Below are 26,841 nucleotides of genomic sequence, written 5' to 3' on the forward strand. Positions count from 1 at the left end.
GTGACGCGATGAACAAGGAAAAATGCGTGCTGGTCTGCGGCGTCGGCGAGCGGGCCTCTGCGGTGGCGCGGCGCCTGCTCGGCGAAGGCTACGCCGTCGTGCTCCATCAGGAGGCGCCGCCGCGCGCGCTGCGGCGACGCATGTGCTTCGCCGACGCCTGGTTCGACGGGGTCGCGACGCTGAATGCGGTGGAGGCGCGTCTGGCGGGCTCGTCGGCAGAATTTCTGCGGGGGATGCAGACGCGGCAATTCATCCCCATTCTGCTGCGTCCCTTCGGCGAGGTGGCGAGCCGCTGGCCCTGGGATGTGATCGTCGCCGCGCCGGACGAGCATGATCCGCCGCCGCCACGCCTCGCCGATCTCGCCGAGCTCACCATCGCGGTCGGCGATGGCGCCATCGCCGGGACCGATTGCGATGTCGTCGTCGTGGCGGACGGGCCGGACCCCGGCGCTGTGCTGCGGCCGGGCGAAACGCGCCCGAACCGGCCTCCGCAATATGATCGTCGCGCCTTGGAGCGTTGGGACGTGATCGCGCCCTGCGCCGGACGACTCGACGCGATGGCGACGATCGGCGCGCGCGTGCGCGCCGGCGAGGCGATCGGATGCCTCGGCGGGGAGGAAGTGCTCGCGCCGGTCGGCGGACGCGTGAGCGGTCTCGCGCGCCCGGAGCAGCAGGCTTTCCCGGGCATGCCCATCGCCGAGATCACCGTGGCGGACACGGCGCCGGTCATCGGCGTGACCGAGCGCAATAAGCTGATCGCCCGCAGCGTCGCCTTCGTTCTGGAGATGGAAGGGAGCGGCTGGACGCCCGCCCGCTTCGGCGTGGGCTGCTGAGCCGATCCGACGAGAGCGGGGCCGTCCGCCGTGGCGATGGAACGATCGCCAGCGGCGGGGATTAGCTGCAAGGGCAGGCCGAGACGAGGAGGACATAATGCGCAAGCCCGTGGCTTCTCTTGCATTCGCCCTCTCGCTCGCCGGCGCGACACCGCTGACGGCGGCCCCTCTGGGCAGTTATTACAATCCGATTCCGGACGTGAAGGGCGGCGATCTATCGGTCCCGGTCCATCGCGGAATGTATTGCGCGAACGGCGCATGGCATTACGGATGGCTGCGTCCGTGGGAGCATAGCCCGGTGATCAAGGCCAGTTGTGGCGGCGCCGCCGCGCAAATGCCGCGGTGAATCGATTCGCTCCGAGCAAGACCTGCCCGCGCGGCGGGCGTCTCGAAGGGTCACGCCGACGCGCCTCCCGGAGCATCCTTCGAGGCTCGGTGCGTTCCGCTTGCTGGAGGTTCGAAGAGCGAGCCTGAAGGCACGCGGTCCGAGCGCGCCCCTGGACTGCGAGCCTTCAGGCTCGCTCTCGAGGCCCATCAATTTCGATGAAGCATGCCTCTAGAGCGCTTTCCGATCGAACGGAATCGTTGGATCGCTCAGAATTCGCTCAAACGAAAGAATGCTGGAGCGCTATTCGATCCAATCGGATCGGATAGCGCTCTAGGCGTGGCGAGGCGCAGAGGCAGGGATGGAGTCGAAGATCGCCGCCGCCTCGGCGGCGTCGAAATCGGCGATGGCCGCCGGCCGCAACGGATCGTCGCCTTCGTTCCAGCGCAATTCGGCCTCCGGCGTCGAAAGGGCGAGCGCGACCGCGCCATTGAGCTCATAGAGGCCCCAGGCGAGGCCGGAGGAGCGTAGCGACGACATCATCGCATTCTGCACCAGGCTGCGTACGACGAGATGGGGCGTCGAGATCGCCGTCTCGACCGCATGGCCTGCGGTCGCCTCGCGGCAGGCCGCCTCGTCATAGGAAGCGTGGCCGCGGCAGGCGAGGGGACGCACGCGATAGGCGAGGCAGAGGCCGTTCTCGATGAACGGGCAGATGCGCTTCAACGCCATGCGCTCGATCTCGCCGAGGCCGGCCGCCGCCGCCGCGGTCGCCTCGATGCGGGCGACGAGATCGATCCCGTGCTGCGCGAGGAGAGCGGCGTTGGCCGCGACGAAGCGGGCGACGAGGAAGATTTCCGGCGCCGACGCGACGACACGCAGCACGCAGCAGGTGGGGCAGTCGCCCTTGCAGGCGAGCGCCGGCGTTCCCTCCGCCTGAATAGCGACATTGCCGTCGAAGCTGTCGAAGGCCTGCGCGCAGAGGGCGCCGACGAAGTCATGCCGCCCGCGGCGCGCGCGGATCGTCGCGTCGAACGCCTGCGTCATCGCCGCGAAGAAGGCCCCCGGCCCGCGGTCATCCGGTCCAGTCATCGAACGCGCCTCGCCTGCTCGAGTTTATCGTTATATAATGTATTTACATATATGAAGGCAAGCGCGAGCTGCTCGAAGAGGCGCTTCGTCTCCCGCGCGTGGGAGAAGCGGCGCGTCGAGATTCTCGTTCTTCTTTTTTCCCGCACGCCTTCACAATCTTCTCGGCGACGACGCCGCGCCGCGCATAGACATTGCGGCTGTCGACCACCACCTCGACATTGATCGAGGATCGCATCGTAATCGAGATCGTCGTGGTCGGTGACGATCACAGCTGCGGCGAAACGTCTCTCCGCAATCTCGGCGAGCGCCACGCTCTTGGGCGCCGGCGTGCTCTTGGGCGCCGGCGCGCTCTCGCGATGTTCCGAAGGCGTCGTGCTCATGCTACTCTTTGCGCGAGACAGGTTCGATTTTCGCGATTGCGTCGAGCCGCCGTGAGGCGGCCTCGTCGGAAGAGAGAAAAAACCGCAATGAGATTGGCATTTTCCGTCATTGCTTCGACCATGGCTGCGGCGAGCGTGGACGTGTCGCTCAGTCACATCGGCTCGCAATGACGGCGCGTCGATAGCGGCCCGTGCGTCTCGTCCCGATCGCCTGCGCGGTCGCCCTCGCGACGTCGCTCGTCTATTCTCTCCTGGACCATCCGCTGCGCATGCCGGCGTTGGCGGCCGTCTTCGCGCTCTGCGCCGCCGGTCTCGTGACGCTCGCCGGCGAGCGCGTGCAGGCGTTCGAGATCGTCGAGGATTATGGCGGGACGCTCGCCGCCTATCGCGAGGAGGCGCGCCGGCTCGACGCGTCGCGCGAGGAGCTGGCCATCCGCGGCGTCTGCGCCTCCGCCTGCACCATTTTCCTCGGGCTGCGCAGGGTCTGCGTCGCGCCGCGCGCCGTGTTCTGGTTCCATGCGGCGCGGCTGCCGGGCGCCGCCGCGCCCGACCCGCTCGCCACGCTCGAAATGCTGTCCCTTTATCCGCCCGCGGTGCGCGATTGGGCGATTCGCACCCATGCGCTGGAGCGGCTCGATTTCGACGAGGCGGCCTCGCTCACCGGCGAGGAGCTCGTCCGCATGGGAGCGCGGCGCTGCCGGCGGCGCGAGGCCCCGGCGAGTCGCCGGTGAGGCGGCGTCCGCGAAGGGCGGCAGCCGCCGCGCGCAGGCCCGACCTCCGGCGAAGCCGGCGAAATCGCGCAGGAAGCGCAGAGCGCTGCGCAGGATGGCGGCGTCCTCGGCGGCTCGCTCCTCGGACACGCGTATCAAGTCCCCGTCAGGCTCGGTCGATCCGCGCCGAGAGGCGGCTCCAGAGGGCGTTCTCGGCCGCGAACACATAGTCGAGCCTAGCGCTCGTCACCGTCTGCGCGCCCTTGCCGATCAGCCAATCGGCGAATTGCGGCGCGGCGTCGGCCGGCGCGCTGAAGCAGGCGAACCCGCCGTCGCCGCGCTCGCGCAGGCTCGCGCCGAAGCTTCGAGCCGCTTCGCTCAGCAGCGCCTCGTCGAGCGTGGGCAGGCGGGCGCGCAGCTCGCGCGTCGTGCGCGCCAGCTCCTCGGCGGCGATGCGCGAGAGGATGATGCGCGCCGACTCCTTGGCGCGGGGCGTCCAATCGGCTGTCAGCGAGGCGACGAGATTGGCCTGCGAGCGCAGGATCACGCCATCGTCCAGCGTCTTCAGCGCATTGGCGACGAGCGTCGCGCCGGTCGTCGTGATGTCGACGATGAGATCGGCCGAGCCTGCCGCCGGCGCGCCCTCGGTGGCGCCGGAGCTCTCGACGATGCGATAGTCGCCGATCGCATGGGCGGCGAAGAAGCGGCGCGTCGTGTGCACATATTTGGTGGCGACGCGCAGGCTGCGGCCGTGGCGGGCGCGAAAGCCCGCGGCCACATCGGCGAGATCGGCCATCACGCGCACGTCGATCCAGGCTTGCGGCACGGCGACGACGACATCGGCGCGGCCGAAGCCGAGCGGGGTCAGCAGCTCGACGCGGCTCTCGGCGTCGGGGATCGTCTCGCGCACCAGATCCTCGCCGGTGACGCCGAGATGCACGTCGCCGCTCGCGAGCCGCGCGGTGATCTCGGAGGCCGAGAGGAAAGCCGCCTCGGCGCCCTCGACGCCCACGAGGCTGCCGCGATAGTCGCGCGCGCCGCGCCCCTGCGTCACCTCTATGCCGGCGCGGCCGAAGAAGGCGTTGGCGTTCTCCTGCAGCCGGCCCTTGGAGGGCACGGCGACGATGAGTCTGTCGGTCGGGGCGGTCATTGCGCCTGTCCTCGCGCCTGTCCTCGCGCAGCGAGCCGGTCGACCCAGATGGCGGCGCCGACGGCGGGAATATCGGCCTTGGCGCCGAGCGTCTTCAGCAGCCGGTCGTAGCGTCCGCCGCCGATCAGCGGCGGGCCGGCGGCGCCGTCGGCGCGCGCCTCGAACACGAAGCCGGAGTAATAGTCGAGAAGGCGGGCGAAGCCGGTCGAGAAGCGCACGCGATCGATGTCGATTCCGCGCGCGGCGAGGAAGCTCGAGCGCGTGTCGAGCGAATCGAGCGCGTCGGAAAGGTCGATCGAGGTGTCGGCGGCGAGGCGCCGCAGCGCCGCAGAGGCCTCGTCGACCTGCCCCTCGATGGAGAAGAAGGCGTCGACCAGCGCATGAGTCTCGGCGCTGACGCCGGCGCCGTCGGCGAGCGCCGCCTGATCGAGGAAGCGCTCGGCGATCTCGCCGGCGCTGCGGCCGCCGACCGCGGAGATGCCGGCGATGGAGAGCAGATCCTCGACGAGGGCGCGCGCTTCCTTGGCGTCCATCTTGGAGAGCGCCGCCAGCACGCCCGCCTGCTCCTTGCCATTGGCGGGCGGCGCGAAGATTTTGGCGAGCGGCTCGCCGCGCGCGTGGCCGATCTCGATGCGGCGGCGCCAGACGGGCGGCAGATCGAGACGGTCGAGAAAGGCCGAGACGAGGCCGGCGTCGCCGGCGCGGATGACGAGGTCCTTCGCCCCTGCGCCGGCCGCAGCCTCGAGCGCGGCGGCGAGAATCTCGGCGTCGGCGGCGTCGCGGTCCTCGCGGCCGAAGCTCTCGAGCCCGGCCTGCAGCAATTCGCCGGCGCCGCGCTCGCCCTCGGAAGGGAAGCGGAACACCGGCCCGCCATAGGCGTAGGAGGCCGCTTCGCCCGCTTGCGCCGAGGCGAGATAGGCGCGGCAGACCGGGATCGTATATTCGGGCCGAAGGCAGAGATCGGCGCCGCCGGCGTCGCTGGTCTGATAGAGTCGGCCGCGGAAATCCTCGCCGGAATGATCGAGGAACAGGCCCGCCGGCTGCAGGATGGACGGCTCACAACGCGCAAAGCCGGCGCGCGCGAAGGAGGCGAGGATCGCGCCGAGCGCGTCGCCGCTCTCGAGATCTGGTTTCGCCGGCTGGTTCACGGCCTTGGTCCCTCCGTTTCGGCCCTCCTTTAGCAAGCGGAGGTGACAGGCGCATCCGCTTTCGGGCGGGAGCGTGAACGAAAAGGTCGAGAGGGAGCCGGCTCAGAAACGGCACTCTTTCGGCAGCGTCTCGCCATCGGCCGACCAATCGGCCAGCAGGATGGTCTGCGGCCTGATCTCCACCTTCTTCCCGTTGCGGGTTCCCCTGCCGGTGAGGAAATTGAGGTCGCAGGCGCCGCCGCCGTCGGGGTTCAGCGTGTCGCGCGCGGTGAAGGTGAGGCCGGCGACGACGAGCGCGCCATTGCGGCGCACCACGGTCACGGTCTCGCTCCAGCGGTCGCGGCCGATGGCGTCATTTTCGGATTTGATCAGCAGCGAGCCTTTGTCGCTCACGGCGAGAGAGGGCAGCGTTCCCGCCCCGCCGCCGACCCAGGCCGCATTCTTCTTGACGAAGCTCGGCTTGGTCGTTCCTGCGGGCGCGGCGGGGTCGACGCCGAAATAGAGATAGAGATCGGCGCCGGCGTCGCGATTGTCGACGAGAACGGCGAGATCATAGCCGCCGCTCTCAGAGAGATAGAGAGTTGTGGCCGAGAGCACGCGCTCGAGGCCGGGCGTTTCGGCGAGGGCGGGAGAGAGCGACGAGAACAGCGCCAGCGCGGCGAGACGGAGAGTCATTGCGCGAAACTCCGGAGCGAAAGGATCGCTTCACGATCCGCAGCGGCGACACTCCTGTCAATCGTTTCCCGCGAGCGGGACGAGGGGGATTTTATCCTCACCCAGGCCAATCGGGTGAAGGACTATATCCCTGCCCCTCGTCCGGAGGAGCCCGCGAAGCGGGCGTCTCGAAGGACGGCAACGGGAAGAAACCTGAAGATTTCGCCCCACGGCCGCCCTTCGAGACGCCGCCTGCGGCGGCTCCTCAGGACGAGGGTTGGGGATCTTATCCTTCGCCCGAATCCCCTGATCCTTCACCCGATTGCCCTGGCGAGCAGGAGAAGACGCTCGCTAATCCCGCAGCGCTGTAGCGAGCGAGTCCGGCTCGACGATCGGCAGGGAGCAGGTCGCGCCGCGGCAGACATAGGCGGTCGCCCTGCCGTCGATCTCCGTCTTGCCGGCGGCCGGATGGCCGGATGGGAGCGCGGCGCCGGGCGCGACCACGGACAGCGAACGGCCGGGCCGCGACGCGCCGTGAACGACGCGCAGCAGCGCCGCCGTGTCGGGCGCAGAGCGCGCGCCGATGATGACGATCTGCAGCCCGTCGCGCAAAGTCTCGGCGCCGGAGAGCAAGGTCGAGTAGCCGAGCAGGCCGCGCCGCACCGTTCCGGCGAAAGCGTCGAGGATCGACTCGGCGCGCGCGCGATAGCGATCCTCGCCGGTCAGATGATAGAGCCGCGCCAACACTTGCAGCATCGTCCCATTGCCCGAGGGCAAAGGCGCGTCCTCGGCGATCTTGGCGCGGCGGATCAGCGCCTCGGCGTCGTCGGCGGTGAAGAAATAGCCGCCCGCCGCGTCGCGATAATGCGCCTCGACGATCTCCGCCCAATCGCGGCAGCGCGTCAGCAACGCTTCCTCGCCGGTCGCCTCGAAGAGAATCAGCGCAGCGCGGCAAAGATCGGCGTAATCGTCGAGCACGGCCATGTGCTTGGCGCGGCCGGCGCGATAGGAGTGCAGCAGGCGGCCGTCCGCCGTCGTCAGCCTCGTCGCGATGAAATCGAAGGCGCGTCTCGCCGCCTCCAGCCAATCGGGCCGCTCGAAGACCTGCGCGGCGGCGGCGAGGGCGGCGATCGTCAGCCCGTTCCAATCGGCGAGCGCCTTGTCGTCGCGGCCCGGCCGCACGCGCGTCTCGCGCAGCGCCAGCAGCCTCGCGCGATCCGCGGCGAGCGCCGCCTCCTCTTCGGAGGAGCCGAGCGACAGGCGATCGAGGCGATTGGGGATGTTCCTTCCTTCCCAATTGCCGCCTTCGGTCACGTCATAGGCGGCGCGGAACGCCGGAGCGCGCTCGCCCAGCGCCGCGTCGATCTCGGCCGCGGACCAGACATAGAACTTGCCTTCCTCATGCTCGCTGTCGGCGTCGAGGCTGCTGGCGAACACGCCCTCCGGCAGGCGCATCTCGCGCAGCGCCCATTCGATCGTCTCGCTGATCCGAACCGCATAGAGCGGCTTGCGCTCCTCCTGCCAGACCAGCGTCAGCAGTTCGACGAGCTGGGCGTTGTCGTAGAGCATCTTCTCGAAATGCGGCGCGAGCCAGCGCTCGTCGGTCGAATAGCGGGCGAAGCCGCCGCCGATATGGTCGTAAATGCCGCCCTGGCAGATGTGGTCGAGCGTCGTCAGCACGGCCTCGCGCAGGAAGGCGCGGCCGCTGCGCTTCCACGCGCGCCACAAGAATTCGAGGCTCGGCGGTTGCGGGAACTTGGGCGCGCCGGCAATGCCGCCGTGCTCGCGGTCGATCAGGCCTTCCAGGCGCTCCGTGATCGTCTCGATCAGGGCCGGCGAGATCGGCTCGGCCGGCGCGATCTCGGCGAGGCGATCGAGCCCATTGCCGATGGCGGCGACATTGCGCGTCACCACGGCCGGCTTCTCCCGCCACAGCTCGGCCACCGCCTTCAGAATATCCGCGAAGCCCGGCATCCCATGGCGCGGCTCGGGCGGAAAATAGGTGCCGCCCCAGAAGGGCTCGCCGTCCGGCGTCAGGAACATGGTCAGCGGCCAGCCGCCGCGGCGGCCGAGCATCTGCAGCGCCTGCTGGTAGAGATGATCGATGTCCGGCCGCTCCTCGCGGTCGACCTTCACATTGATGAAATGCGCGTTCATCAGCGCGGCTATGCCGACGTTCTCGAAGCTCTCGGCCGCCATCACATGGCACCAATGGCAAGCGGCGTAGCCGCTGGAGAGGAGAATGGGCTTGCCCTCGGCCTTGGCGAGCGCCAGCGTCTCGGCCGACCATGCCCGCCAATGGACGGGATTGTCCTTGTGCTGGAGGAGATAGGGGCTCGTCTCCTCGGAGAGGCGGTTGCTGGTCACTGTCGAGTCTCCAAAGGCCCGCGTCCCCTTACTCCCGCGCGCGGGAGTAAGGGGACGCCCTTCTCATCCTGCACGCCGGGCGCCAAAAACCGGGACGCAAAAGCGACAAAATGCGCGGCACGCCCTTTGCGTTCCCTTTTGTCCAAAATCCTTTCGGCCTCGGAGCTGAACCATGCTGGATGTCGTGATTGTCGGAGGCGGAGCGTGCGGCCTGGCGTTGGCGCGCGATCTCGCCAAGGCGGGCGTGAGCTTCGCGCTCTATGAGGCGCGCCCGCGCCTCGGGGGCAGGGTGCTCTCGGTGGAGGACCATAGCTCGGGATTGCGCGTCGATCTCGGGCCCACCTGGTTCTGGCCCGACACGCAGCCGACGATCACCGCGCTCGTCGCAGAGCTCGGCCTCGCCGATTTCGCGCAATATGATCCGGGCACGGCGCTGCTGCTCGCCGAGGGCGACAAGAAGCCCGAGACGCGGATGACGCCGAATCTCCATTCCGGCGCGCGCCGGCTCGCGGGCGGCATGGCCTCGCTGATCGAGGCGCTGGCCAAGGATGTCCCCGCCGAATCCATTCATCTGAATGCGGTGCTGCGTGACGCCGCCGAGCGCGGCGACCATGTCGAGATGCGCTTCGACATCGGCGGCGAGCCGGGGATCGTGGAGGCGCGCCGCCTCGTGCTGGCGCTGCCGCCGCGCCTGATCGAGGAAAGAATAGCCTTCGATCCGCCGCTCGACGCGCTGACGCGCAACGCCATGCGCAATGCGCCGACCTGGATGGCCGCGCAGGCCAAGGCGGTGGTCGGCTATGAGGGCAAGCCCGCCTGGCGTGCGGACGGGCATTCCGGCAATGCTTTCGCCACTCACGAGCAAGCGGTGCTCGGCGAGATTTTCGACGCATGCGACGCCTCGGGCGAGCAGGCGGCGATCGGCGGCTTCTTCGCCCTGTCGATCGAATGGCGCGAAGCCTTCGAGGGCGGCATGCCCATGCTGCTCGCTAGTCAGCTCGTCCAATTGTACGGCAAGCCGCTCGAGGGCCTGGGCGAGCAGCATGTGCAGGATTGGGCGCGCGAGCCCTTCACCTGCTCCAGCCTCGACAAGACGCCGCCGGCCGACCATCCGGACTATGGCGATCCGCTGCTGCGCCAGTCCTTCTGGGAGGGCAAGCTGTTCCTCGGCGGCGCGGAGACGGCGCGCGAGGGCGGCGGCTATGTCGAAGGCGCGCTGAAGGCGGCCAGACGCATCGGCCTGCGGATTCTGGACAAGAAGGAGGCGCCGATCATGATTGCCGGAGCCAGCGAGGCGGCGTCGCCCGAGGCGCTCAACGAGGCGAGCCTGGCGCGCTTTCGCGAATGGGTCCAGTCGAAGCGCGGGCCGGCGTTCGCCAGCTATCGCCAGCGGCTGAATTTCGGCCTCTCCAACGGCCAGCGCGAGCAGATCACCCAGCGCGCCATGCTGGGCGCCATGGAGGCGGTGCTGAAGGAGGCGATCGCCGTGCTGGAGGGCCTGCCCTTCGATCATTCGGCCGTCGCCGTGGAAAAGGGCCGCTCCGATCTGACGCCGCTGGTGCAGGCCTCCTTCGACGGCTTCATCCAGGAGCTGCTCGACGGCGTCATCGACTATAACCGCACCTCCTGCGCGCTCTCCAACTTCCCCGAGGAGCACAAGCCGTCGAAGGATTATCTCAGCGCGACCCTGCGCGACATAGCGGCCGCCTGGCGCGAATTCTCGCTCGACGCCAATCAGATCCTGCTCGACAAAAGCGTTGCTTCCGATCAGCAGGCGACGCGCAGCCTCTGATAGCCGCGGAAGACGCCCCAATCGTCGTACATCGCCGCGTCCACCAGGCAGCCTCTGGGGGCGTAGGCGTAAGGATAGGGATCTGGGTAGCGGTAGTAATAGGAGTATGGCGCCGCCGTCGGAGCGCCGAGCAGGAGATGCGAGGTTCGCGTCTCCGCTCGCTTCGTCCAATCCGGAACGAGGAAGCCGTCCCATTGCGCCGCCGCGGGCGAGGCGGCGGCCGCGATCATTATGACGAGGCCCGCGCGAAAGGCTCGCATCGGCGCGTCTCCTTGGTGTGTCGACGCGCCATTGTGCCGGCGGCGGCGCAGGCTGTCGATCCGCAGCTTTCCCCATGTCGGCGCCTGGGCGACAAACAAGATCGCTGCTCGATCTACCGACTCTCGACGCGCTCCCTTCTCCCGCAGGGCGGGAGAAGGGAGCGCCCTTTCGGTGGGACTCTTGTCAATTATTTCGCCATGCGCTGGCGCGCCGCCGCGATCTCGATCGTCTCCCTCGATAGGCTGAATGGACGGACGAGGCGCGACATGCTCGAATCGGCGAAGACGCATCCCGGCGGCGGAACATGGCCGGACGGCCGGAGGCTCGGCGTCGCCGACGGCTATTCGTCGATCCCCTTCTACGAATCCTTCGGCAATGATTATCTCGCCCGCCAGGCCGAGATCGAATCCAATGCGCGCAGCTATCCGCGCAAGCTGCCGATCGCGCTGCGGCGCGGGCGCGGCGTGTTCGTCGAGGACACGGACGGCCGCCAATATATCGATTGCCTCGCCGGCGCGGGCGCGCTGGCGCTCGGCCATAATCACCCCGTGGTCGTCGAGGCGATCCGCGACGCTCTGGCGCAGGAGCCGGTGCTGCAGACGCTCGACCTGCCGACGCCGCTCAAAGATCGGTTCACGCGCGAATTGTTCGACAGCCTGCCCGAGGCTTTCGCCAAGGACTTCAAGATTCAATTCTGCGGTCCCTCCGGCGCGGACGCGATCGAGGCGGCGTTCAAGCTGGTCAAGACCGCGACGGGTCGCCGCGGGCTTCTTACCTTCGGCGGCGCCTATCACGGCATGACGCATGCGACGCTCGGCGTCACCGGCGAGCCGGCGCCGCGCCGCGCGGTCTCCGGGCTCGGCGGCGAAGTGCAGTTTCTCCCCTTCCCGTCGGACTATCGCTGTCCTTTCGGCGTCGGCGGCGCGGCCGGCGCGGAAATCGGCGCCAACTATATCGAGTTCCTGCTCGACGATCCCAACAGCGGGGTGCTGCCGCCGGCGGCGATGATCCTCGAGCCGGTGCAGGGCGAGGGCGGCGTCGTTCCGGCTCCGGACGCTTGGCTCGAGCGCATTCGCGAGATCACGCGGGCGCGGGCCATTCCGCTGATCGTCGACGAGGTGCAGACCGGACTCGGCCGCACCGGGCGCCTCTACGCCTTCGAGCACGCCGGAATCATTCCCGATGTCGTCGTTCTGTCGAAGGCGGTCGGCGGCGGGCTGCCGCTCTCGGTCGTCGTCTATCATCGCGATCTCGACCAATGGAAGCCGGGCGCTCATGCGGGAACCTTTCGTGGCAATCAGCTCGCCTTCGCCACTGGCGCGGCGACGATCCGCCATGTCGTCGAGGAGGGACTCGGAGAGCACGCCGAGCGCATGGGCCTGCGCCTGATGCGCGGGCTCGAGGCCGTCGCCGCCGATTTTCCCTGCATCGGCCATGTGCGGGGGCGGGGGCTGATGATCGGCGCGGAGATCGTCGAGGCGCGCGACGCTCGCGACGGCGCGCCGCCGCCCTCGCCGGAACTGGCGCGCGGCGTCCAGCACGAGTGCCTGCGGCGCGGGCTGATCGTCGAGCTGGGCGGACGCTTCGGCGCCGTGGTCCGCTTCCTGCCGCCGCTCGTCGTCGCGCCGCAGGAAATCGACGCGATCCTCGAGCGCTTCCACAGCGCCGTCTCGGCGCTGCGCGGCGTGGACGCGGCCTCGCGCCGCCTCGAGGACTCGGCGGCGGTCGGCTTCTGCGATAGAGCGCTTTCCGATCGAACGGAATCGTTCGATCGACCAGAATTCGCTCAAACTAAAGAATGCTAGCGCCCGCCCGCGCGGAACCTTTCGCGGCGCGGGCGCGTTCCCGCGAGGAGAGCGCGACGGGAGCGAGCCACAGGAGCGAGCCATGGCCTCCGCCGAATTCGGATTCAACCTGATCTCCAGCCAGGATCTGGAGGGCGTGACGGTCTTCGATCCGAGGGACGACGAGATCGGCGAGATCGATCATCTGATGATCGATTGCGTCTCCGGTCGCGTGCGCTATGCGGTGATGGCCTTCGGCGGCTTTCTCGGCCTCGGCCACAGCCATTATCCGCTGCCGTGGAGCTCCTTGAGCTACGACCGCGACAGGGGCGCCTTCGTCGCCGACATCACCGAGCAGCAGCTCCATGACGCGCCGGAATTTTCCGACGAGAGCTGGTCGGATCGCGAATGGGAGCGGCGCGTGCACGAGCATTATCACGCGCGACCCTATTGGGAAGAGCTGCCGGGCGGCCAGGCGGGCTGACCTGCGCTCTCGTCCTGAGCTCTGTATTCCTTCGCCGATCGCCCGGATCTTCACTTCGCTCCTTCACTTCGCTCGTTGCTTCCGCGCGCCGCGTCGGATAGATTGCCGCTGTCGTCTGGAGCGGAGTTGACGCATGCGTGGTGGGGCGTTGTTCGGGCTCGGTCTGCTCGTCATGGCCGCGTCCGGGAGCGATCGTCCGGCGAGCGCCGATGTGAGCATGGATCCGCATGCTCTGCAGCATTATTCCTTCTGCGTCGGCGCAGCGAGGGACGATCATGCGATCGTCGAGATGGATCGCTATCGCGTCTATCGCTGCCATGGCGACATCGCCATCTCCTATTTCAATTATCTCGGCCGTCGCGGCGTCGCCGACCAGCGCGTCGAGGAATATAACGGCGTGTTCCTCTATCGGCGCATCGCCGGCGGCGTCGGTCGCTGCTGGAACAGGATCGCCGACGAGGCCTTCCGTCCCGTGTCCGAATATGGATGCGATATCCAAGAGGAACTCTAGTGGCGCGCTTCAGCCGATTTGACAGGGTGAAAGGGCGAGCCTTCAGGCTCGCTCTCGAAGCCCATCAAATTCGATGAAGCAGACCACGAGTAACGTGCCACGAGTGACGTGCATGGGGGGCGAGCCTTTCGGCTGGCGTCTCGAAGCATGACGCACGCCGCTCGGGCCGCCCTGGGGAGGAAGGGCTTGCGCCGCTGCGCGCGTCTGGCGGCGCCCGCGCGCATGATTCTTTTCGCGCGAGGGGAAGGGCGATCGCTCGCCCATGTCGCCTGGATCGCGCTCGCCGGCGCGTCGCTGCTGCTCGCCGACGCCGGATCGCTCGGCTGGTGGGGCCTGCCGACCCTCGCGCTGTTCGCGTCCCTCGCCCTCGTCGCTCTGTTCGACGCGCGCTATCTGCTGATCCCCGACGGACCGCTGCTCGTGCTGCTGCTCTGCGGGGCCGCTCTGCTGCCTGTCCTCGAGAGCGGCGCGGTTCTCGACCGTCTCGCCGCCGCCGCGGGCGGCTATGCAGCGCTGCGCGGCGCCGATCTCGCCTATGAGCGCCTGCGCGGCCACGCTGGCCTCGGGCCCGCCGACGCCCGGCTGCTCGGGCTCGCGGGACTATGGCTCGGCGTCGCGGCTCTGCCCGGCTGCCTGCTCATTGCTTGCGCCTCGGCGCTGGCGTCGGCGCTGATCGAGGGGCGCGCGATCGCGAGCGCGCGGCAGCCCATTCCCTTCGGGCCGCATCTCGCGCTGGGGTTCTGGCTGTCCTGGTGCCTCGGGCCGTTCGAGATCGGCTGAACCAAGAGCGTTATCCGATCCGAATGGATCGGATAACGCTCTTGGTTTCTTTAGTTCGAGCGAATTCTGATCGATCGAACGTTTCCGTTCGATCGGAAAGCGTTCTAGCCTTTCCATCAATCCGGCCGCTGGCGGATCGCGACGGTGAAGGAGACGTCGATGCGCTTGCGATTGCGCAGGGCGACGAGCTTCACCGCGACGAGCTGGGGCGCCGCGTGCTGGTCGTTCCACGAATTGGTCCAGCGCGGCGGCGCCTCCGGGTTCGGGGAACCGAAATAGGAGAGCTGAAAGGTCTCGACGCCCGTGAGCGCTTTCACCGGCAGCCCCCGGGCCGAGGAGCGCCAGCCGTCGGCGCGAAATACTTTGGTCCAAATCGAGAGATCGCGGCCGGACAGGCCGATTTCCGTCAGCATCAGGCCCGCCCAGCTCCCCCCGCCCTCATAGATCGTCACCAGGCGCACATCGTCGCCGCGTCCGCGGAACGCTGCCGGCTGGCCCTCGTCGCCCGACGCGACGGCGACTGAGCTGGCGCGCGACAGGATCGCGGCGATCGCATTCGCCGCCTCCTCGACTTCCCCGACGCTCTCGTAATCGCGGCCGGTCTCCCAGGCGCGCTTGCCGAGATGCAGGCCGCCCAGAATTGCCGACGTGATCATCGCGAGCAGAGTGACCGCGAGCAGAACCTCGAGCAGCGAGAAGCCGGCCCGCCGGCGCGCAATTCTCATTGGCGTGGCTTCGCAATGGCGAGTTTGATCGCCGTCAGGGTCAGAGAGTCCCGCCCGGCCTGCGCGCCGCCGGGCCGCCGCACGGTGAGGCGCGCGAAATAGGCGGTGGTGCGCCCGTTTCCGTCTGTCGCGGCGACCGAGCGATAGGGCGAAACGATCAGGCGCCAGACCAGCCCATCGGCGTAGCGGCCCGAGGATTCGCCGGCCGCGAGCGGCGTCGCGACGCCGAGCGCCTCGATCTGCGAGCGTCCCTGTCGCGCCGCCCGCAGCAGAAAGTCGCCGCGCGCCTCGTTGCGCGCGCCGCCGCCGAGTCCCTGCATCAGCGCGCCCATCGCCAGAGTGAGGATGACGAAGGCGACGAGCGATTCGATCAGCGTGAAGCCGCCGCGCGCAGCGCGCGCGCGCGAGCCTGAAGGCTCGCGGTCCAACGCCGCTCCAGGACCGAGAGCCTTTCCCGGACCGCGAGCCTTCAGGCTCGCGATTCTCGCGAAGCAGGCCGTCAGAATATGGCGCATCGCGTCGCTCCGGTCAGCCAGTTCACCGCGATTTGCGCGCGCACGCCGCCGAGGGCGATGGTCAATTCGCCGCCCGACGAGCCGCCGGTCGGATAAAAAGCGAAATTCGCTTTGTCTTTGCTGCGCCTTTCGTTGGCGGAGACGGAAAGATCGATGCGCGCATCATTGGGCAGCGGCGTCTCCGCCACGGTGGGCGAGGCGAAGGACTTGCGGCGCAGATCGATGGTCAGCGCCAGTTCCTCATTGGCGGCGATCGCGCGCATGCGCGTCTGCCGCAGCGCGGCGCAGAGCGAGCGCGTCGCGCTTTCGACGCGCAGACGCGGGGAGGGGCGGCCGCCGAGCTGAGTGGCGGCGCCGGCGATGAGGCCGAGAATGGCGAGCGCGGCGAGCATCTCGATCAGAGAAAACCCCGCGCGCGCGCTGCTTCGCGTCGGCGGCCTGCGGCTCATTGGCCCGCGAGCTCGTTGATCCCGAGCACGGCGTCCATCACCGTCATCACGAGGCCGCCGACGACGGCGGCGATGAGGATGGTGAGCATCGGGGTGATCAGTCCGACGGCGCGCTCGATGCCGCGCTGAGTCTGACGCTCGAACATTGTGGCGAGGCGCAGCAGCAGCTCGTCGAGCTTGGCTACTTCTTCGCCGATGCGCGTCATCTGCGCCGCCGCGACGGGAAAAGCCTCGATGCGCTCGAGCGCGGCGCTGAGCGCGCCGCCGCCGCGCACCGATTCGATGGCGCCGGCGAGCTCGGAGCGGAAATAGGCGTTGGAGACCACCGAGCGCGCGCTCTCCAGCCCCTGCAGCAGCGGCACGCCGGCGCGCGACATGGCGCCGAGCGTGCGCGCGAAGCGCGCCGCCTGGAATTTCGCGATGATGTCGCCGGCGTAGGGAAGGTCGAGCAGGGCGCGATCGAGCTTGATCTGCAGCGGCGGATTGACCGCGGCGTAGCGCTTCAGTCCGTAGAGTCCGGCGCCGAGGGCGACGAAGCCCGCCGCGATCATCGGCCAGGCGCCCTGGAGATCGATGATGAATTGCAGGCCCTTGGGCATGGGCTTGCCATTGTCGGCGAAGATCGGCGCGATGCTCGGCACCAGAGTGCCGAGCACGACGCCCGTCGAGATGATGGCGAGCACGATGAGCAGCGCCGGATAGACGAGGCCGCTCTGGATTTTCGCGCGCATCTCGAGCCGCCGCTCCAGCATGTCGGCGATGTCGACGAGCGCCTGCGCGACATTGCCCATCGTCTCGCCGGCGCGAATAATGTTGAGGTAGTCCGCGCCGAACAGTTCCGCGCGCGCGCTCAGCGCGTCGGAGAGCGAGGCGCCGTCGACGACGCGACGCAAAATCTCTTCCGCCAGCGCGCGCACGGCGGGCGCGGCGCTCTGCTGCGCCAATATGCGCAGGCTGTTGTCGAGCGGGAGATCCGCCTCCTCCAGCGTCGCGAATTCGCGCGTGAAGGAGGCGATCTCGGCGGCCGACGGCCCCGATTTCGAGAACAGGCCGGCGAGCGAGAAGCTCGCCTCGGCGCGCTTCTCCTGCACGGCGAAAGGCGTGACGCCGCGGCCCCACAGCTGCTCCTCCGCCTCCTCGCGGGAGCGCGCCTCGATCTCGCCTTCGACGAGATCGCCCTCGGCCGAATAGGCGCGATAGCGGAACATCGACATGGATCAATCCATACGCGTGACGCGCAACACTTCGTCGACAGTGGTCTCGCCCCGCCAGGCCTTGGCCATGCCGCATTGATACATCGTCATCATGCCCGCTTCTTTCGCCGCCGTCGCCATCACCCCGTCCGGCGCGGAGTCGCAGACCAGCCGCCGCATCGGCTCATCGAGAATCAGCAGCTCGGCGATGGTGGAGCGGCCGGCATAGCCGGAATTTCGGCAATGGCTGCAGCCGACCGGGGCGCCCAGTCGATCCGGCCCGCGCGCGAAAGCTTCGCCGGCGAGGGTCTCGCGCCATTGCCGGCGCGCGTCCATGGGCTTCGCGCAATGCGGGCAGAGCCGGCGCACGAGGCGCTGCGCGAGGACGGCCTTGACGGTCGATGCGATGAGATAGGGCTCGACGCCCATGTCGATGAGGCGGGTGATCGAGCCCACCGCGCTATTGGTGTGCAGCGTCGAGAAGACGAGATGGCCGGTGAGCGAGGATTGGATGGCGATCTTCGCCGTGGCGGCGTCGCGAATCTCGCCGATCATGATGATGTCCGGGTCCTGGCGCAGCATGGCGCGCAGGCTCGCCGGAAAATCCATGCCGATCGCCGGCTGCACCTGCACCTGATTGACGCCGACGAGCTGATATTCGATCGGGTCCTCGACGGTGAACACCTTCACTTCCGGATTGGAGAGCTCCTTCAGCGCGGTATAGAGCGTCGTCGTCTTGCCGCTGCCGGTCGGCCCCGTCACCAGCACGATGCCGTTGGGATTGTGCATGACGTTGCGCAAGGAGACGATGGTCTCCGGCTCGAAGCCGAGCGCCTCGAAATCGAGCGAGACCTGGCTGCGGTCCAGAATGCGCAGCACGATGCTCTCGCCATGCGCGGTCGGAATGGTGGAGACGCGGAAGTCGATGTCGACGCCGCGCACGGCGAGCTTCACGCGGCCGTCCTGCGGCAGGCGCCGCTCGGCGATGTCGAGCCGCGCCATGATCTTTATGCGCGAGGTGATGGCGGCTTTGAGGCCCGGCGGCAGCGTGTCGGTGGTGCGCAGCACGCCGTCGATGCGATAGCGCACCTGCACGGCGTCGAGCCCCGGCTCGATGTGAATGTCGGAGGCGTGCGCCTCGATCGCGTCGCCGACGATCTGATTGACGCGGCGGATGACCGGCGCCTCATTGGCGATGTCGCGCAGGCGCTGGAGGTCGTAATCGCTCGCGTCCTGCGCGCGGTCGTCGTCGACGAGCGAGACGCCGTCGGCCTTTTGGCCATAGAGGCTCGACCACGCCTTCTCGAACAGAGCGGGGGTGACGATGCGCAGATCGATCGAAAGGCCGGTCGAATAGGCGAGCGCCTCGACGGGGCCGAGATCGAGCGGATCGGTGACCGCGAGAGTGAGCGCGCTCTCGCCGGCGGCGAGCGGCAGCAGCCCGTTCGCGCGCAGGAACTTTTGCGGAATCTGCTCGGCGAGCGCGGCCTCCTCCGGCAGATCGGCGGGCGCGATCACCGGAATGCGCAGGAATTTTCCGAGATGCGCGCAGAGGTCGGTCTCGGAGACGAGGCCGAGCTTCGTCAGCACGCGGTCGAAGCGCTCTCCGCTCTGGCGCGCCGCACGTTGCGAGCGCTGCAGAGCGAGCTCGTCGATCGCCTTCTCCTGAACGAGATAGGCGCCGAACTCCTGCAGAAAGGCGCCGTTGCGCGCATTGGCGCGATCCGGATCGATACTCTCCCGCGATGACGGATCGACATGTGCCATTGGGACGAACACCTGCTCGAGACATGCCGGGAGAAGCCGGCGGGCCGCCGTCGCGGCGCGCCGTTTTTCACTGGCGCTTCAGGTCGGCGGATGGTAACCGTGCTTGTTGTCGCGCGCAATTGCGCTGAGTTGTTCGGGTAGGGTGGCGGAGTGCGTGCTGGTCGACGCATATCGCCTTTTTCCGGCGAGGGAAAGGCCGAAGGGCGAGCCCTGCAATGCGGGCTCGCGGCGCTGTTGTCGATCCTCTGCGCCGTCGCCGCGCCTGCGCCCGCAGCGGCCGGCGGCTTCTTCCTCTATGCGACCCCGCACGCCTGCGCGTCGTCGGGAATTTTCCGCCGGCGCGAATGCGAGATCGCTTTCACCAATGCACAGACGGATGTGCGCGCGCGGACCGAGACATTCTCGTCGCGCGGACGCTGCGAGGCGCGCTATCGCCTGTGCGAGAAGCCGGAGGCCGAAGACGGAGGCTGGCGCGCGGCGCTGCTCGGGATCGAGATCGTCGGCGGACCCGATCATTGGTCGGCCATGCCCGTCCTGGGAGCCGAAATCCCGCGGCTGTTCGTCAATCGGCCGATTTCCCGGCTCATCGAGCCGATGACCGATTCCTGGACTCCGATCCTGGCGAGCGGCCGATTTCGCGTCGGCGGGCCGGCGCGGGTGACGGCGAGCGCGGAGCCGAGCGCGGCGCTCGAAGGCGAAATCGACGAGCCGCGGCCGGCGATGCGCTCGACCCGGGAATCGGAGAGCGCGCGGCGCGAGCGTTTGCGCTCAGCGCCCTTTATCCAGTGAGCCCGTGCGATTTGCCGCGCGTCCCGCGATTTGCAACGAGCCGCGCAACTTGGAGACGGGGGCGGAGGCGTGTTAGGCTGAGCGCGCGAGAACCGAGCGGGTGGCTCGCGTCGACGAATTCGAAGCCTCTCTAGAGCGAGCCTTTGGGCTCGTTCTAGAGGCCCATCGATTTCGATGACGCGGGTCGCCGGAGCAGCTTCCGGTCCGAGTGGATCGAAAACAGCTCCAGCTTGTTTTGATCTGGAGCGAATTCTGATCGATCGATTCCGTTCGGTCGGAACGCGCTCTAACGTCATCGGCTTGTTGCAATCGCAATGGAGAAAGCGCACGGCGAGCGTCGCTCGCGCGAATGTGGCGCAATCGATTTTCGCGCGCGGCGCTCGGGAGCGCGTGGCGCAGATGGGCGCTCGGCGCCCGAACCTGGATGGGCGCCCGGCGCCAGAACCTTAAGGTGGCCGCGCGAGTCGTGCGTGGCCGCGCAAGTCGCGCGTGAAGGTGTCGATGTCGTCGTCGATCTGGCGTAAGGAACTGTTCGAGGGCTCGGCGGCCGAAGCCGCGGCTCGCCTGTGGGCGTGGTGGCGCGGCGAATTCTTCGCGCTGTTCTCGCCCGCGACGCTCGCCTTCCTGCTCGATCGCGGCGAGCGCCGCCTCATGCTGCGCGTCGGCGAGACGCCGATCGCTCTGCACCTCGTCGCGGCCGAGGACGACGAGCCGGCGCCGCCGATCCTGCCCGACGAGATCGCCGCCTCCTCGCTCGACGCGGTTCTCGCCGCGCGCGGTGTGACGCGCGAGGCGACCAAGATCGTCGTGGAGCTGCCGCGCGAATCCTTCTTCGTCCGCCGCTTCGACGCGCCGGCCGCGGCGCTCGCGGATCTGCCGCGCCTGCTGACCATGGAGCTCGAGCGCAAGACGCCGTTCAAGCCGGCCGACGTGCTGCATGGACATGTCATCGCCGGGCGCGCGGGCGCGTCGCACGGGGGCGCCGAAAAGATCGGCGTCGAGCAATGGATCCTGCGTCGCGATCTGATCGCCCGCGCCGTCGAGGGCTCGAGCCTCTCGGTCGAGGACGTGGATCTCGTGCAGCCGCGATGGCCTCACGGCGAGCCGACCAGTCCTCCGGCGATGCGCGTGCGCGATGCGGCGACGGAAGGCCCGGATCGGGAAGGCCGGATCGCGCTCGGGGCCGCCGTGCTCGCTCTGACGTTGTTCGCCGTCGGCGTCGGCGTCGCTTTCTGGCGTCAGGAGCAGGAGATGGCCGCCGTGGAAGAGGCGATCGCCGCGGCGTCGACGCGCGCCGCGGGCGCGCGCCAGATCGCCGACCGCGCCGCGACCGACAGCCGGCTGCTCGCCACGCTGCGCGAGGAGCGCGCGAAAAATCCCACTTTCGCGGAGCTGTGGGAGGAAGTCTCGCGCATCCTGCCGGACGGCGCTCATGCGGCGGAGCTGCGCCTCACCGACCGTCGCGAGGGCGGCCGCTCGATCGAGCTCAACGGCTTTGCGGATTCCGCCGCGAGCCTTCCGGCTCTGTTCGACCGCTCCGCGCTCTTTTCCGACGCCAAGCTCACGGCGCCCATCACGCCCGATCCGATCGAGAAGCGCGAGAGCTTTTCGCTGCAGGCCAATATTCGCAGCTCGAAATGACGAGGACGAGCCGATGCCCTTGAACGCCGGAGCGCTCTCGGACCCGCAGCTGAAGCGGCGGGCGCTGTTCCTCGGCGCCAATCTGGCGCTGCTCCTCGTCGCCTATCTGGCGGCGGTGGCGCCTTTGTTCGGCTTTCTGGCGGAGCGCTCCGAAGCGATCGCCGAGCGCCGCGCGACTCTCGCCGGCTATGAATCCATCGCCGTGCAAGAGGATGCGGTGAAGGAGTATGCGCGGCAGGTGGAGGAGAGCAATTCGCGCGGCGAGCTGCTCACCGGAGAGAGCGAGGGCGTCGTCAACGCCAATCTCCAGGCGCGCTTGAAGAGCCTCGCCGAGCAGTCCGGCGCCACGGTCGTGTCTTTGCAGGCGCTGCCGGCCAAGGTGGCGAGCGGCCAGTCGCTGATCGGCGCGCGGCTCGATGTGATGGGCTCGCTCGATGCGCTGAGCCGGCTGGCGCGCGCGCTCGAGAGCGACCCTCCTTTGCTGCTGGTCCTCGCCGCATCGGTGCGCAAGCAGTCGTCCACCTGGACGGAGCAGCCGGACAGCGGCGGCGGCCCCGGCGGCGGCGACAACACGCTCGAAGGGCAGTTCGACGTCTTCGGCGGCGCCTCGAAGGTCCATTCATGAGCGGCCGGATCAGAGAGCTCGCCGGCGCCCGCTTGCGCGCGCTCGCCAATGGCCTGGGGCTGTCGCCGCTCTCGGTTCTGCGCTTCGCGCTGCTCGCGGCGCTGGACGTCGCGGCGCTCGCCTTCGCGATCGGCGCGACCATCGGCGGAGGGGAGGACCGGGCGGCTCCAAAGACCGAATGGCGCCCGCCTCAGGCGCTCACGCCGCCGCAGGAGCGCGCCGGCCTCGCGGGCGAGGAGCTCGCGACCCTGTCGCGACCGATTTTCTGGCGCTCGCGTCGCGCGCCGCCGCCTTCGCGCTCGAGCCGAAAGACCGATGGGCGCGGACAAGCCATGGGGGCGGCGACCGGCCTCACGCTCGGCGGCATCGTCAAAATCGGCGAGCGCGCGCGCGCCTTTCTCGTTGTTCCGGGCGCATCCGAAGGACGGTGGGTCGAGAAAGGCGAGACGGTCGAAGGCTGGACGGTCGAAGAGATCGCCGCCTTCGCGGTCACGGTCAGCGACGGCGGGCAGTCCTCGCGACTGCAGCTCTATGCCGAAGCGTCGGAAAAATCCTCCGACAAGGCGCCCGACAAGGAAGCCGAACAAGAACCCGAACAACAGCCTGAACAAGAGTCCGAGAAGGAAGCCGACAAGGAACCGGAGAAGTAGGAGCCGCGCGCGAAGTGGCGCGACGCCTCGTATCATGATAGTGCCTCAGTGACAGCGTAGCTCGAGGCGTTGCTCGAGAAGTCGGAGTGGTCGTGTTTATCCGTCGTGTTCTGTTGACGTGTATCGCCGTCGCCGTCGCCGGGTGCGAAAGCACTGGCGATCCGCCGGTCTCCGAATGGAGCCGCGCCCCCCTTCGTCCCGACGATGCTCGCAGCGATGCGCAGATCGCCCACGGCTCCGGCCGCAACGGGCTGCGCCTCGGCGGAGGCGGCGCGGGGCGGACGGAAACGGTCGTCGGGAGCGGACGCTTCGTCGGCTCGTCGCGCGCGCGCCGGAAGGCGGAGGACGCCGCCGAGGATGAGGGCGTCACTCTCAATCTCGCCAATCTGCCGATCGCCGAGGCCGCCAAAGTCGTGCTCGGCGACATTGTCGGCGCCGATTATGTCGTCGATCCCCGCCTCGAGGGCAAAGTCACCGTCCACACGTCGCGGCCGGTGAAAAAATCCGTCGCGATCGAGCTGTTCCAATCCTCGCTGCGCGTCGCCGGCGCTGCGGTCGTCGAAAGCGACGGGATCTACAAGATCGTTCCGGCCGATCAGGCCGCGACCTCCGGCGCGCCGCTCAGCATCGGCGCCGGAGCGGCGCCGCGCGCGTCGGAGCAGATCGGCAATGGCGTTCGCGTCGTGCAGCTGCGCTATGTCTCGGCCTCCGAGATGAAGCGCGTGCTCGAGCCGATTTCCCAGCGCGGCGGCATCGTCCAGGCGGACGAGAGCCGCAGAATTCTCACACTGAGCGGGAGCGCGCACGAAGTCGCCGCGCTCGAGGAGGCGATCACGATCTTCGACGTGGACGCGATGCGCGGCATGTCTTTCGCCATGGTGCCGGTGCGCAGCGGCGATCCGGACACGCTCGCCGAGGATCTGCGCAAAGTGTTCGGCTCCGAGAAGGAAGGGCCGATGAACGGAATGATCCAGTTCGTCGGCAACAAGCATCTCGCCGCCATATTGGTGATTTCCCCGCAGCGCGCCTATCTCTCCCGCGCCCGCGCCTGGATCGATCGTCTCGACGCGCGCGCCGAGAGCACGGAGAAGCAGTTCTTCAGCTATCGTGTGCAGAACCGTCCGGCCAAGGAGATGGTGCGCGTGCTCTCGACCATGTTCGGCCGCGACTCGGGCGGCTCGGGCAATGACGCCTCGCCACGCTTCGGACAATCGTCGACGTCTTCCGGCGGCGCTCTGTCGCAGAGCGGCTCCTCGGGCGGATCGTCGAGCGGCTTGGGCTCCTTGGGGTCGAGCTCGGGCTCCGGCGGATTGGGCTCGGGCGGGTTCGGCCTCAATTCCAGCTCCAATTCGAGTTCCGGTTCGAACTCCAGTTCGAGTTCCGGCTCCGGCTCGGCAAGCTCCGGCGGCGTGTTCGGCGCATCGAAGGCCGGCGCGGCCGGCTCCGCCTCCGGCGATCAGAACGGCTCGCAGTCGGGGTCCGGCCAGGACGCGGCCAGCAGCGACGACGGCCGCTTCAAATTCGCGGTCGACGAAGCCAAGAACGCGATCGTGGTGATGGCGACGCCGGAGGACTACAAGCGGCTGCTGAAGGTGGTGGAGACGCTCGACGTCCTGCCCAATCAGGTGTTCATCGAGGCGACCATCGCCGAAGTGACGCTGACCGACGATCTCACCTTCGGCGTGCGTTGGTTCCTGCAGAAGAATGCGTCGGCCGGCGCCTTCTCGGACGGCGACACCGGCACGCCGGGCGCCAACGACGCCACGACGGGCTCCAATCTTCTCGGCGCGGCGGTCGGCGCGACGTTCCCCGGGTTCAACTATGCGCTGCGCGCCGCCAATACGCAGGTCACGCTCTCGGCGCTCAACAAGATCACCAATGTCAATATCATCTCGACGCCCTCGCTCACCGTGCTCGACAATCGTCAGGCTGTGCTGCAGGTCGGCGATCAGGTTCCCGTCCAGACCTACTCCGGAACCAACACGTCGGGTGGCGTGACGACGTTCAATTCCGTCACTTACCGCGACACCGGCGTCATTTTGTCGATCACGCCGCATATCAACGAAAGCGGTCGCGTGATGCTGGAGCTCGAGCAGGAGGTCTCCAATGTCGCGGCAGGAACGAGCGCGACCTCGACGACGCCGACGATCAAGCAGCGGCGCGTCAAGACGCAGGTGGTCGTCAACGACAGCGAAGCGCTGATGCTCGGCGGCCTCATCCAGGATTCCAGCAGCCGCGGAGCCAGCCAGATTCCGATCGTCGGCGACATTCCGATTTTGGGCAATGCGTTCAAGAGCAAGTCCAATAACGCCAGCAAAACCGAGCTGCTCATCATGATCACGCCGCATGTCGTGCGCTCGCTCGCCGAAGCGCGCGACATCACCGACGAGTTCAAGCGCAAGATGCTGCGCATCTCCACCAAGGCCATCGTCCGGCCGCACGGCATGGAGAACACCGCGCGGCGGATCCTGCTCGACCAGTGAAGGTCGGCGCGTTGCGCCGGCGCCGGGTCAGCAGGGCGGCAGGCCGCGCCCCGCCATGGCGCGCAGCCGCGCGCGCTCGCGCGATTCGCCGCGGCGCATCTCCAGGATGGTGAAAGGCTCGGCGCCGGCGGCGCCGATTCGCACGAGGGTTTCTCCGACGCTCGTGTGGCCGCTCGGCTGCGCGACTTCCACATGGACGAGATAAGCGCCGGCATGGGCGCCTTCCTGCGCGAATTCGGCGGGAAAGCGCGGGTCGCGACGGTCAACCGCGCGCGGGTCTGGACGCGCAGCGAGGTCGAGCACGATATCGGGGCGATAGCCGGCGAGAGCGGCGAACAAAGCGGGCGGCGCGAGCTTCGGGTCGACGCTCGGGCTGCGCGAATGCACGGTGACGAACGGAAGCAGGCGGCGCAACAGGGCGGGCTCCATGCGGTCGACCTGATCGAGTTCCAGCGCCGTCTGGAACGGGGCGCGCTTGGGACCGAACGGACGGTCCGAGTAGGAGGATGACGAGGCGGAGGCCTCGACCTCATTGGAAGGCTGCTCGCGAAATTCGACGATGGCGTGAGCGATCGCGTCGGCGTCGCGCGATTCGACGCCGAAGCCGATCATCATCGCTTTCAGCAGATGTTCCGAGGCCGCGTTGAGATCGACCTTGCCCTCCTCGTCCTCGATGGCGACCGCCACGGCGGCGCCGGCGAGCGAGCAAAACGAGGGCGCGCCGTCATGCAACGGATGCTGGTTGGCGATGGACGAGCTCTGCTCCGACAGAAGCGTCATGATCGCGAGATTGCTCGCCGCCTCCGCGAGGAGCTGCGTCTGCGTCGCGCCGGCGCCGTTGAACGCCGCCTGCAGGCGCGAGCGCGCTGTCGTCATGAACGAGACGATCAGCAGCGTGACGACGCCGACGCCCCAGATGACGACGAGAAGGGCAAAGCCCCGCCGCGCGGGGCGGGGCGAGCGCGGCGCCATGCGAGCGGAACGCCTTTCAGCGCGCGGCGGCGGCGTCGCGATTGCGCGAGACCGTCGCGGCCCCGCCCGGACGGCCCTCGGGGCCGAGCGAGCCGAGATCGAAGGGGCCGTTCTGGCCGGGCGCGCGATAGAGATAGTCATGCCCCCACGGGTCTTTCGGCACATTGGCCGATTTCAGATAGGGGCCGTTCCAGACCGCGACGCCCGAGGGGCGGCGCGCCAGCGAGCCGAGGCCTTCTTCCGAAGACGGGTAGCGGCCGGTGTCGAGATAGAACAGATCGAGCGCGCTGGAGATGTTCTCCATTTGAATCTGCGCGGTCTTCACCTTGGATTCGGAGAGATAGTTGAGCACGCGCGGTCCGACGAGGCCGACGATCGATCCGATGATCGCCAGCACGACCAGCATTTCGACGAGCGTGAAGCCGGCGCGCCGGCTCGCGGTTCGCCGCGTCGCGCGGCGGAGGCGCGTTGCGCGCGCGGCGAAGGAGGTCGACGGGGCACGGTTGCTGCGCGTCATGTCATGCTCTCGAATGTGTCGTGGAGACGGTCGAATGAGTCGTGGAGACGGTTCGCCTCGACCGGAGTCGATGCGAGGCGCGCGCATTCTGGACCAGTCGCGCCGCGACATCAACTTTTCGCAAGGCCGCGGCCGGCGTCTACGCCGCCCGTCGGCAAGATTTTTTTGAAGGCGTCGTCACACGCGCGTCATCGAACGCGGATTCGCGTGGCCGCCGACGCCGCCCCTGCAACATGGCGACACG

Annotated in this window: 27 protein-coding genes; 13 read left to right on the forward strand and 14 right to left on the reverse strand. The window is 68.4% G+C overall.

Annotated elements, in window-relative coordinates:
• Positions 1 to 8: 8 nt before the first annotated feature.
• Both K3F48_RS16090 and K3F48_RS16095 read left to right on the forward strand, forming a co-directional pair.
• A complete protein-coding gene (locus K3F48_RS16090) occupies positions 9 to 833 on the forward strand; it encodes a hypothetical protein (RefSeq protein ID WP_222576449.1) in 825 nt (274 codons plus the stop codon).
• Positions 834 to 930: 97 nt separating this feature from the next.
• Positions 931 to 1,179, forward strand: a complete 249-nt coding sequence (locus K3F48_RS16095; protein WP_222576450.1) for a hypothetical protein — start codon at positions 931 to 933, stop codon at positions 1,177 to 1,179.
• A 312-nt stretch (positions 1,180 to 1,491) separates the two neighbouring features.
• Here K3F48_RS16095 and K3F48_RS16100 read toward each other — a convergent pair whose 3' ends face one another.
• Both K3F48_RS16100 and K3F48_RS16105 read right to left on the reverse strand, forming a co-directional pair.
• Positions 1,492 to 2,250, reverse strand: a complete 759-nt coding sequence (locus K3F48_RS16100) for a hypothetical protein (protein ID WP_222576451.1) — start codon at positions 2,248 to 2,250, stop codon at positions 1,492 to 1,494.
• Positions 2,247 to 2,561, reverse strand: a complete 315-nt coding sequence (locus K3F48_RS16105) for a hypothetical protein (protein WP_222576452.1) — start codon at positions 2,559 to 2,561, stop codon at positions 2,247 to 2,249. The genes K3F48_RS16100 and K3F48_RS16105 overlap by 4 nt, the downstream gene beginning before the upstream one ends.
• Before the next feature lie 260 nt (positions 2,562 to 2,821).
• On the opposite strand from K3F48_RS16105, the gene K3F48_RS16110 reads away from it, so the two are divergent.
• Positions 2,822 to 3,361: a hypothetical protein gene (locus tag K3F48_RS16110; protein ID WP_222576453.1), complete on the forward strand. Its 540-nt coding sequence runs from the start codon at positions 2,822 to 2,824 to the stop codon at positions 3,359 to 3,361.
• 145 nt (positions 3,362 to 3,506) lie between these two features.
• On the opposite strand, the gene hisG is transcribed toward K3F48_RS16110, so the two are convergent.
• The 4 genes from hisG to K3F48_RS16130 all read right to left on the reverse strand — a co-directional run bounded on the left by hisG (position 3,507) and on the right by K3F48_RS16130 (position 8,659).
• Complete coding sequence (gene hisG / locus K3F48_RS16115; protein ID WP_222576454.1) at positions 3,507 to 4,490, reverse strand: ATP phosphoribosyltransferase; 984 nt, start codon at positions 4,488 to 4,490, stop codon at positions 3,507 to 3,509.
• On the reverse strand, positions 4,487 to 5,638 hold the full coding sequence (locus K3F48_RS16120) for an ATP phosphoribosyltransferase regulatory subunit (RefSeq protein ID WP_222576455.1): 1,152 nt from the start codon (positions 5,636 to 5,638) through the stop codon (positions 4,487 to 4,489). Before K3F48_RS16120 ends, hisG begins: the two co-directional genes overlap by 4 nt.
• Before the next feature lie 102 nt (positions 5,639 to 5,740).
• On the reverse strand, positions 5,741 to 6,313 hold the full coding sequence (locus tag K3F48_RS16125; protein WP_222576456.1) for a hypothetical protein: 573 nt from the start codon (positions 6,311 to 6,313) through the stop codon (positions 5,741 to 5,743).
• A gap of 330 nt (positions 6,314 to 6,643) precedes the next feature.
• Positions 6,644 to 8,659, reverse strand: coding sequence for a thioredoxin domain-containing protein (locus K3F48_RS16130; RefSeq protein ID WP_222576457.1), 2,016 nt, complete (start codon positions 8,657 to 8,659; stop codon positions 6,644 to 6,646).
• A 172-nt stretch (positions 8,660 to 8,831) separates the two neighbouring features.
• Here K3F48_RS16130 and K3F48_RS16135 point away from each other — a divergent pair, with 172 nt between their 5' ends.
• A complete protein-coding gene (locus tag K3F48_RS16135) occupies positions 8,832 to 10,451 on the forward strand; it encodes an FAD-dependent oxidoreductase (protein ID WP_222576458.1) in 1,620 nt (539 codons plus the stop codon).
• Here K3F48_RS16135 and K3F48_RS16140 read toward each other — a convergent pair.
• Positions 10,427 to 10,711 carry a hypothetical protein gene (locus tag K3F48_RS16140; protein ID WP_222576459.1) on the reverse strand — a complete coding sequence of 95 codons (285 nt, stop codon included), beginning with the start codon at positions 10,709 to 10,711 and terminating at the stop codon, positions 10,427 to 10,429. The two genes, K3F48_RS16135 and K3F48_RS16140, sit on opposite strands and share 25 nt — an antisense overlap.
• Before the next feature lie 267 nt (positions 10,712 to 10,978).
• Here K3F48_RS16140 and K3F48_RS16145 point away from each other — a divergent pair, with 267 nt between their 5' ends.
• The 4 genes from K3F48_RS16145 (at position 10,979) to K3F48_RS16160 (ending at position 14,271) form a co-directional block, all read left to right on the forward strand.
• Positions 10,979 to 12,517: a diaminobutyrate--2-oxoglutarate transaminase gene (locus tag K3F48_RS16145; protein WP_222576460.1), complete on the forward strand. Its 1,539-nt coding sequence runs from the start codon at positions 10,979 to 10,981 to the stop codon at positions 12,515 to 12,517.
• Positions 12,518 to 12,599: 82 nt separating this feature from the next.
• Entirely contained in the window at positions 12,600 to 12,980 is a 381-nt protein-coding gene (locus tag K3F48_RS16150) for a PRC-barrel domain-containing protein (RefSeq protein ID WP_222576461.1), read from the forward strand.
• 133 nt (positions 12,981 to 13,113) lie between these two features.
• On the forward strand, positions 13,114 to 13,491 hold the full coding sequence (locus K3F48_RS16155) for a hypothetical protein (RefSeq protein ID WP_222576462.1): 378 nt from the start codon (positions 13,114 to 13,116) through the stop codon (positions 13,489 to 13,491).
• Between the two features lie 222 nt (positions 13,492 to 13,713).
• On the forward strand, positions 13,714 to 14,271 hold the full coding sequence (locus tag K3F48_RS16160; RefSeq protein ID WP_222576463.1) for a prepilin peptidase: 558 nt from the start codon (positions 13,714 to 13,716) through the stop codon (positions 14,269 to 14,271).
• A 116-nt stretch (positions 14,272 to 14,387) separates the two neighbouring features.
• On the opposite strand, the gene K3F48_RS16165 is transcribed toward K3F48_RS16160, so the two are convergent.
• Genes K3F48_RS16165 through K3F48_RS16185 form a run of 5 tightly spaced genes read right to left on the reverse strand, consistent with a single transcriptional unit; the run spans position 14,388 to position 18,920 of the window.
• Positions 14,388 to 14,996 carry a type II secretion system protein J gene (locus tag K3F48_RS16165; protein WP_222576464.1) on the reverse strand — a complete coding sequence of 203 codons (609 nt, stop codon included), beginning with the start codon at positions 14,994 to 14,996 and terminating at the stop codon, positions 14,388 to 14,390.
• Complete coding sequence (locus tag K3F48_RS16170) at positions 14,993 to 15,511, reverse strand: prepilin-type N-terminal cleavage/methylation domain-containing protein (RefSeq protein ID WP_222576465.1); 519 nt, start codon at positions 15,509 to 15,511, stop codon at positions 14,993 to 14,995. The genes K3F48_RS16165 and K3F48_RS16170 overlap by 4 nt, the downstream gene beginning before the upstream one ends.
• A complete protein-coding gene (locus K3F48_RS16175) occupies positions 15,496 to 15,960 on the reverse strand; it encodes a GspH/FimT family pseudopilin (protein WP_222576466.1) in 465 nt (154 codons plus the stop codon). The genes K3F48_RS16170 and K3F48_RS16175 overlap by 16 nt, the downstream gene beginning before the upstream one ends.
• Positions 15,957 to 17,174, reverse strand: coding sequence for a type II secretion system F family protein (locus K3F48_RS16180; RefSeq protein ID WP_222576467.1), 1,218 nt, complete (start codon positions 17,172 to 17,174; stop codon positions 15,957 to 15,959). The genes K3F48_RS16175 and K3F48_RS16180 overlap by 4 nt, the downstream gene beginning before the upstream one ends.
• Before the next feature lie 3 nt (positions 17,175 to 17,177).
• On the reverse strand, positions 17,178 to 18,920 hold the full coding sequence (locus tag K3F48_RS16185; RefSeq protein ID WP_222576468.1) for a GspE/PulE family protein: 1,743 nt from the start codon (positions 18,918 to 18,920) through the stop codon (positions 17,178 to 17,180).
• Positions 18,921 to 19,070: 150 nt separating this feature from the next.
• On the opposite strand from K3F48_RS16185, the gene K3F48_RS16190 reads away from it, so the two are divergent.
• From K3F48_RS16190 to gspD, 5 genes are all read left to right on the forward strand, one after another.
• Positions 19,071 to 19,709, forward strand: a complete 639-nt coding sequence (locus K3F48_RS16190) for a DUF1190 domain-containing protein (RefSeq protein ID WP_222576469.1) — start codon at positions 19,071 to 19,073, stop codon at positions 19,707 to 19,709.
• 501 nt (positions 19,710 to 20,210) lie between these two features.
• The gene (locus K3F48_RS16195; RefSeq protein ID WP_222576470.1) at positions 20,211 to 21,350 is read left to right on the forward strand and encodes a PilN domain-containing protein; all 1,140 of its coding nucleotides are present in this window, start codon (positions 20,211 to 20,213) and stop codon (positions 21,348 to 21,350) included.
• A gap of 13 nt (positions 21,351 to 21,363) precedes the next feature.
• The gene (gspM, locus tag K3F48_RS16200) at positions 21,364 to 21,975 is read left to right on the forward strand and encodes a type II secretion system protein GspM (protein WP_222576471.1); all 612 of its coding nucleotides are present in this window, start codon (positions 21,364 to 21,366) and stop codon (positions 21,973 to 21,975) included.
• A complete protein-coding gene (locus tag K3F48_RS16205; protein ID WP_222576472.1) occupies positions 21,972 to 22,625 on the forward strand; it encodes a hypothetical protein in 654 nt (217 codons plus the stop codon). Before gspM ends, K3F48_RS16205 begins: the two co-directional genes overlap by 4 nt.
• Before the next feature lie 92 nt (positions 22,626 to 22,717).
• On the forward strand, positions 22,718 to 25,108 hold the full coding sequence (gene gspD / locus K3F48_RS16210; protein WP_222576473.1) for a type II secretion system secretin GspD: 2,391 nt from the start codon (positions 22,718 to 22,720) through the stop codon (positions 25,106 to 25,108).
• Positions 25,109 to 25,135: 27 nt separating this feature from the next.
• On the opposite strand, the gene K3F48_RS16215 is transcribed toward gspD, so the two are convergent.
• A complete protein-coding gene (locus K3F48_RS16215; RefSeq protein ID WP_222576474.1) occupies positions 25,136 to 26,080 on the reverse strand; it encodes a general secretion pathway protein GspK in 945 nt (314 codons plus the stop codon).
• Positions 26,081 to 26,096: 16 nt separating this feature from the next.
• Positions 26,097 to 26,597, reverse strand: coding sequence for a type II secretion system major pseudopilin GspG (gene gspG / locus K3F48_RS16220; RefSeq protein WP_222576475.1), 501 nt, complete (start codon positions 26,595 to 26,597; stop codon positions 26,097 to 26,099).
• Between the last annotated feature and the right edge of the window lie 244 nt (positions 26,598 to 26,841).

It is taken from the genome of Methylosinus sp. Sm6 (assembly GCF_019802345.1).
Lineage (GTDB): Bacteria > Pseudomonadota > Alphaproteobacteria > Rhizobiales > Beijerinckiaceae > Methylosinus.